Origin of the sequence: Aeromonas sp., from assembly GCF_050633025.1 — a bacterium.
Lineage (GTDB): Bacteria > Pseudomonadota > Gammaproteobacteria > Enterobacterales > Aeromonadaceae > Aeromonas.
In genome coordinates, this window is sequence record NZ_JBODRQ010000037.1 from 22,715 (window position 1) to 29,206 (window position 6,492).

Below are 6,492 nucleotides of genomic sequence, written 5' to 3' on the forward strand. Positions count from 1 at the left end.
CGCACCGATTTAAGGAAAAATCACCATGCGCTCCAATCTGATGTTGCTGGTGGCTGCCACCATCTGGGGGATGGGCTTTGTCGCCCAGCGCCTCGGGATGGAGCACATGGGGCCCTATACCTTTAATGGCCTGCGCTTCCTGCTCGGAGCCCTCTCCCTGCTGCCGCTGCTCTGGTGGCTAAAATCACGACAACCAGTGGCCGTCACGGGCGACCATCGCCAGCTGCTGACCGGTGGTGTACTGGCTGGACTGGTACTGTTCTGCGCAGCCTCCCTTCAACAGGTGGGGCTGCTCTATACCACGGCAGCCAAGGCGGGTTTCATCACCGGGCTCTACATCATTCTGGTGCCGGTGCTGGGGTTGCTGCTGCGGCACAAAACAGGCACCAATACCTGGATCGGCGCCCTCATCGCCCTGAGCGGGCTCTATGTACTGAGCGTCACCGATGAGTTTTCCATCGGCTTTGGTGATCTGCTGCAAGTAATAGGGGCGCTATTCTGGGCCGTGCATCTGCTGCTGGTGGATCACTACTCCTCCCGGGTCGCGCCCATCAAGCTGGCGGGGGTGCAGTTCGTGATCTGCGGCCTGCTCAGTCTCGTCACTGCTTTCATCATCGAAACTCCCACGGTGGCCGGGGCTGTGGCCGGTTGGCAGGCGCTGCTCTATGCGGGGCTGGTATCGGTGGGAGTTGGCTATACCTTGCAAGTGCTGGGACAGCGTGGCGCCCATCCGGCCCATGCCGCCATCATCCTCAGTCTGGAGACCGTCTTCGCTGCCGTTGGGGGGGTATTGCTGCTGGGAGAGACGCTGGACGAGCGTGCCATTGCCGGTTGCGCTCTGATGCTGGCCGGGATGCTGATCTCCCAGATCCGGTTGCGCTGGTGGTGGAAGTCACGTCGTGACAAGGTACCGGCAGACAGCCTCTGAACCGGGTGTCAGGTGGTTTGAACCACCTAGATGCCAGAAGGCCCCGCACTGCGAGGCCTTCTGCTTAAACGAACGGGTCAAGCCTCCAATGCCTGATCCAGATCCGCCAGAATGTCCTCGATCGCCTCGATCCCCACCGACAGCCGGATCATCTCCGGTTTCACGCCTGCCTTGGCCTGCTCCTCCTCGCTCAACTGGCGATGGGTGGTGGAGGCCGGGTGGCAGGCCAGCGACTTGGCATCGCCGATATTGACCAGCCGCTTGAAGATCTTGAGCGCATCGTAGAAGCGCACCCCCGCTTCGTAGCCATCCCTCAGACCGAAGGATAGGATGGCCGAGGGGCGACCGGCCATGTACTTCTCTGCCAGCAGATAGTGGGGGTGACCCGGCAGACCGGCGTAGCTGACCCAGGCCACCTTGGGATGATGCTTGAGGTGGTGGGCAACCCGCAGGGCGTTGTCGACGTGGCGCTCCATGCGCAGGCTCAGGGTCTCCAGCCCTTGCAGCAGCAGGAAGGCGTTCATCGGCGCCAGCGCGGCGCCGGTATTGCGCAGTGGCACGGTACGCACCCGCCCGATAAAGGCGGCCGGGCCAAAGGCCTCGGTATAGACCACCCCGTGGTAGGAGGGCTCGGGTTTGGTCAGCTGCGGGAAGCGCTCGGCGTGATCCGCCCAGGGGAACTTGCCCGAGTCGACGATGACGCCACCCAGCGAGTTGCCGTGGCCGCCGACATATTTGGTCAGGCTGTGGACCACGATGTCGGCGCCGTGTTCGATGGGCTTGCAGAGCACCGGGGTGGCGACCGTGTTGTCGACGATGAGCGGCACGCCACGGGCGTGGGCTGCCTTGGCCAGCGCGGCCAGATCGACGATGTTGCCCGCCGGGTTGCCGATGCTCTCGCAGTAGACCGCCTTGGTCTTGTCGTCGATCAGGGCGGCGATGGCTTCGGCGCTGTCATCCTTGGCGAAGCGCACCTCGACCCCGAAACTCGGCAGCATGTGGGCGAACAAGGTGTAGGTGCCGCCATAAAGCTGGGGAGTGGAGACGATGTTGTCACCGGCAGCGGTCAGCGCCTGAATGGCGTAGGTGATGGCGGCAGAACCTGCCGAGACCACCAGTGCGGCGATCCCCCCTTCCAGCGCGGCCATCCGCTGCTCCAGCACATCATTGGTGGGGTTCATGATGCGGGTGTAGATATTGCCCGGCACCGCCAGATTGAACAGATCCGCCCCGTGCTGGGCGCTCTCGAATTCGTAAGCCACCGTCTGGTAGATGGGCACGGCGACCGCCTTGGTGGTGGGGTCGCTGGAAAAGCCATGGTGCAGGGCCAGGGTCGCATCTTTCATCACACACTCCTTGTTGGATGTTGCTTATGGCAGTTATAGATGGATAGACGTCCAATCTATCAGGCCCGTGGCCGATGTAAACAGGCAGATCTGTCACATCTATCAGAGGCGACGGCGATACTCCTTGTCATCTATTTGCAGCATGTCCCACTGCACCAAGCGGTTGAGCTGGCTCATGGGATCCTCGATAAGCGGCAAGGGGCGCGGCAGGATCCGCTTGAAGTAACGGCGCAAGGTCTGCTGGATCCGGTTCGGTTTGAGGGGGTTGGCGTGGCTCATGATGGTGCTCCTCTGCTGTAGTTCTCACGTTCATCAGCAGTATTGAGCTAAAATGCGGAAGTAAAAACTGATGACTTATAGCAACAGGATTTCCTCTTTTATGCCAACCGGTCGCCTCTACCAGCAATTTCAACGACTCGCCCAGCTGCTTGGCAGCAATGAGCGGGAGATCAGCCTCGCCGAGGTGGCGGATCTGCTCTGCTGCACCCCGCGCAACGCCCGCCTGCTGCTGCGGCGGATGCAGGATCAGGGCTGGCTCAGCTGGTCGGCGGAAGCGGGGCGGGGGCGGCGCTCCCGGCTCACCCTGCTCGACAGTAAGGAGAGCCTGACCCGGCGCCGCTTGCGGGATCTGCTCAGTCAGGGTCAGCTGGCTCAGGCGGTGCGGCTGGCGGAAGATCGCCTCGATCTGCTCACCCCGCTGCTGATCGAGCAACTTGGTCAGGCCACTCGCGAGGGGCGCCAGATCCTGCGGGTGCCCTACTATCGCCCGCTGCCGCAGTTGCTGCCCACCGGCCCGATGCGCCGCTCCGAAATTCACCTGAGCCGCCAGATCTTCAACGGCCTCACCCGGCGAAATGAGGAAAATGGGGAAATCGAAGGGGATCTCGCCCACCACTGGGAGTGTCTGGGCCCCTGCCACTGGCGCTTCTATCTGAGGCCGGCTGTGCGCTTTCACCACGGTCGCGAGCTGGTGGTGGAAGATGTGATGGAGAGCCTGCTAGCCCTGCGGGATCGCCCGCTGTTTTCCCATCTGGATCGGCTGGAGAGCCCATGGCCTCGAACCCTGGATCTCTATCTCGACAGCCCGGATCCCTGGCTGCCCCACCTGCTGGCCGAGCCGGTGGCAACCATCTTGCCGCGGGAGCTCAAGGGGGAGGCGGGCTTTGCCCTGCAACCGGTGGGCACCGGCCCCTACCGGGTGGCCGCCAACGATCCCCTGCATCTTTGCCTTGCGGCGTTTGACGACTACTTCGGCCTGCGCGCCCTGCTCGACGAGATCGATATCTGGATGCTGCCGGAGCTGGCGGAGCGGCTGGAGACACATCTGCAGCTGGGGCGCGACAGCCCTGAGCTCGGCACCATGCGCGGCGAATCGGAGCTGGAGTCGGGCTGCTACTTCCTGCTGCAGGATGATCGCTCCGGATCCTTGCAGGATCCCGCCCTGCGGCAGTGGCTGGGTCAGCTGCTCAATCCGGTGGCCCTGATGGGGCGGGTAGCCCCCGAGTTGCAACGGGGCTGGACCAGCGCCCTCGGCCTATTGCCCCACTGGCGCGAAGCACTGCCCGCGCCCTTGCCCACACCGGTGCAGTTGCCGGGGAGACTGGTGCTCGCCTGCTTCAACCAGCATCTGGAGTTCAACGAGTGCGCCAACGCCATGAGCAGTCTGCTGGCCGAACAGGGGATCCGGCTGGAGGTGCGTACCCTCGACTACGGTCGCTGGGTAAGCGGCGAGGATGAGGATGTGGATCTCTGGCTCGGCACTCTCAACCTCGAACATGCCGGCCCCTTTGCCCCCTACGCCTGGTTGCAGGGCACTCCGCTGCTGCACAAGGTGTGGGGCAGTCAGTACGAGCTGTGGCAAGGGCTGATGCAGTGGCGGGCCAGCGGAGAGGAGCCAGGCCCCCGCGCCCTGCTGGCAAGGGTGCAGCAGCAAAGCTGGTTTGTGCCGCTGTTTCACCACTGGCTGGAGCTGGAGAGCCGGATCGGCGTGCACGGGGTGCGGATGACAGCGCTCGGCTGGTTCGATTTTCGCAGCGCCTGGCTGCGGCCCGAGCCGACCCATCAGCCCGCAGAGGCGCCATAGTTCATCCAATTTCTGTCGCGGCCGATGAGTGCTCCGTGGCCACTTGCGTGAAAGATCCGTAAATCGGTCGCTGCTGCACAGTTTGTGTCACACCTCTGTGCCATGCTGTTTCAGGTTATGGACAGCAGAGCAAATGAGGAAAACGATGAGCAACAATTCAGACAGTCCCGCAGGAAAATGCCCGGTCATGCACGGGGGAACCACCTCCGTCGAGACGTCCAGAATGGAGTGGTGGCCGAAAAGCCTCAACCTCGACATTCTTCACCAACACGATACCAAGACCAATCCGCTGGGGGCCGGTTTCAACTATCGGGAAGCCTTGAAGGGGCTCGATATGGCGGCCCTCAAGCAGGATGTGACCGCCCTGATGACCGACAGTCAGGAGTGGTGGCCCGCCGACTGGGGCCACTACGGCGGCCTGATGATCCGCATGGCCTGGCACTCGGCCGGGACTTATCGCATCGCCGATGGTCGCGGCGGTGGCGGCAGCGGCAACCAGCGTTTCGCCCCTCTCAACTCCTGGCCGGATAACGCCAACCTCGACAAGGCCCGTCGCCTGCTGTGGCCCATCAAGAAGAAGTACGGCAACAAGATTAGCTGGGCCGATTTGATGATTCTGGCGGGCACCGTGGCCTATGAGTCCATGGGGCTCAAGACCTTCGGCTTCGCCTTTGGCCGCGAGGATATCTGGCACCCGGAGAAGGATATCTACTGGGGCTCGGAAAAAGAGTGGCTGGCGCCCAGCGGCAAGCCGGGTGGTCGTTACTCCGGCGAGCGGGATCTGGAAAACCCGCTGGCGGCGGTGATGATGGGGCTTATCTACGTCAACCCGGAAGGGGTGGATGGCAAGCCCGATCCCCTGAAAACCGCGCAGGATATGCGAGTCACCTTCGCCCGCATGGCGATGGATGACGAAGAGACGGTGGCACTAACCGCCGGTGGCCACACCGTTGGCAAGGCCCACGGCAACGGCGATGCCAAACAACTCGGCCCCGAGCCAGAAGGGGCCAGCCTTGAGGAGCAGGGGCTGGGCTGGATCAATAACCACAGCCGCGGCATCGGCCGCAACACAGTGACCAGCGGCATAGAAGGGGCCTGGACCACCCACCCGACCCAATGGGACAACGGCTACTTCGATCTGCTGTTCAAGTACGACTGGTGGTTGCAAAAATCACCGGCGGGGGCCCATCAGTGGCAACCGATCAATATCGCCGAAGAGGATATGCCGGTGGATGTGGAGGACCCGTCGATCCGCTGCAAACCCATGATGACGGATGCCGACATGGCGCTCAAATTCGACCCCGAGTATCGCAAGATTGCCGAGCGCTTCCGCGATGATCCGGCGGCCTTCTCCGACGCCTTTGCCCGCGCCTGGTTCAAGCTGACCCACAGGGATATGGGGCCGAAGAGCCGCTATGTCGGCCCCTATGTGCCGACAGAAGATCTGATCTGGCAGGATCCGGTGCCTGCCGGACGTGCCGATTATGACGTGGCGGCGGTCAAGGCCAGGATCGCCGCCAGCGGCCTCTCCATCAGCGAGCGGGTCACTACCGCCTGGGATAGCGCCCGTACCTTCCGAGGCTCCGACAAGCGGGGCGGTGCCAACGGCGCCCGCATCCGGCTGGCGCCGCAGAAGGATTGGCCGGGCAACGAACCGGCGAAGTTGACGAAGGTGCTGGCGGTCTATGACAAGCTGGCGGCCGAGTGTGGCGTCAGCGTCGCGGATCTCATCGTGCTGGGGGGCAACCTCGCCATTGAGCAGGCTGCCCAGGCCGCCGGGGTGACGGTGAGCGTGCCGTTTGCGCCGGGCCGGGGGGATGCTACTCAGGCTCAGACCGATGTGGCTTCGTTCGACGTGCTGGAGCCGCTGGCCGACGGCTTCCGCAACTGGCTCAAGCAGGACTATGTAGTGACGGCGGAGGAGTTGCTGCTGGATCGTGCCCAGTTGATGGGGCTCACCGCTTGCGAGATGACAGCACTGGTGGGCGGGATGAGGGTGCTCGGCACCAACCATGGCGGTACCGGGCACGGGGTCTTTACTGATCGGGTCGGGGTGCTCAGCAACGACTTCTTCGTCAATCTGACCGACATGGGCTACCAGTGGCTGCCGAAAGCGAGCAATCTCTACGAGATCC

Annotated in this window: 5 protein-coding genes; 3 read left to right on the forward strand and 2 right to left on the reverse strand. The window is 63.2% G+C overall.

The features are described from left to right. Positions 1–25 precede the first annotated feature (25 nt). The gene (locus ACRAUW_RS07410; protein ID WP_431361766.1) at positions 26–928 is read left to right on the forward strand and encodes a DMT family transporter; all 903 of its coding nucleotides are present in this window, start codon (positions 26–28) and stop codon (positions 926–928) included. A 77-nt stretch (positions 929–1,005) separates the two neighbouring features. On the opposite strand, the gene ACRAUW_RS07415 is transcribed toward ACRAUW_RS07410, so the two are convergent. Continuing rightward, on the reverse strand, positions 1,006–2,274 hold the full coding sequence (locus tag ACRAUW_RS07415; protein WP_431361767.1) for an O-acetylhomoserine aminocarboxypropyltransferase/cysteine synthase family protein: 1,269 nt from the start codon (positions 2,272–2,274) through the stop codon (positions 1,006–1,008). 102 nt (positions 2,275–2,376) lie between these two features. Continuing rightward, positions 2,377–2,553, reverse strand: coding sequence for a hypothetical protein (locus tag ACRAUW_RS07420; RefSeq protein WP_431361768.1), 177 nt, complete (start codon positions 2,551–2,553; stop codon positions 2,377–2,379). Between the two features lie 100 nt (positions 2,554–2,653). Between ACRAUW_RS07420 and sgrR the strand changes: the two genes are divergently transcribed. Both sgrR and katG read left to right on the forward strand, forming a co-directional pair. After that, positions 2,654–4,357: an HTH-type transcriptional regulator SgrR gene (sgrR, locus tag ACRAUW_RS07425; protein WP_431361769.1), complete on the forward strand. Its 1,704-nt coding sequence runs from the start codon at positions 2,654–2,656 to the stop codon at positions 4,355–4,357. Positions 4,358–4,502: 145 nt separating this feature from the next. Further along, positions 4,503–6,492: catalase/peroxidase HPI (gene katG / locus ACRAUW_RS07430; protein ID WP_431361770.1), on the forward strand; the 1,990-nt coding region annotated here is incomplete at its 3' end.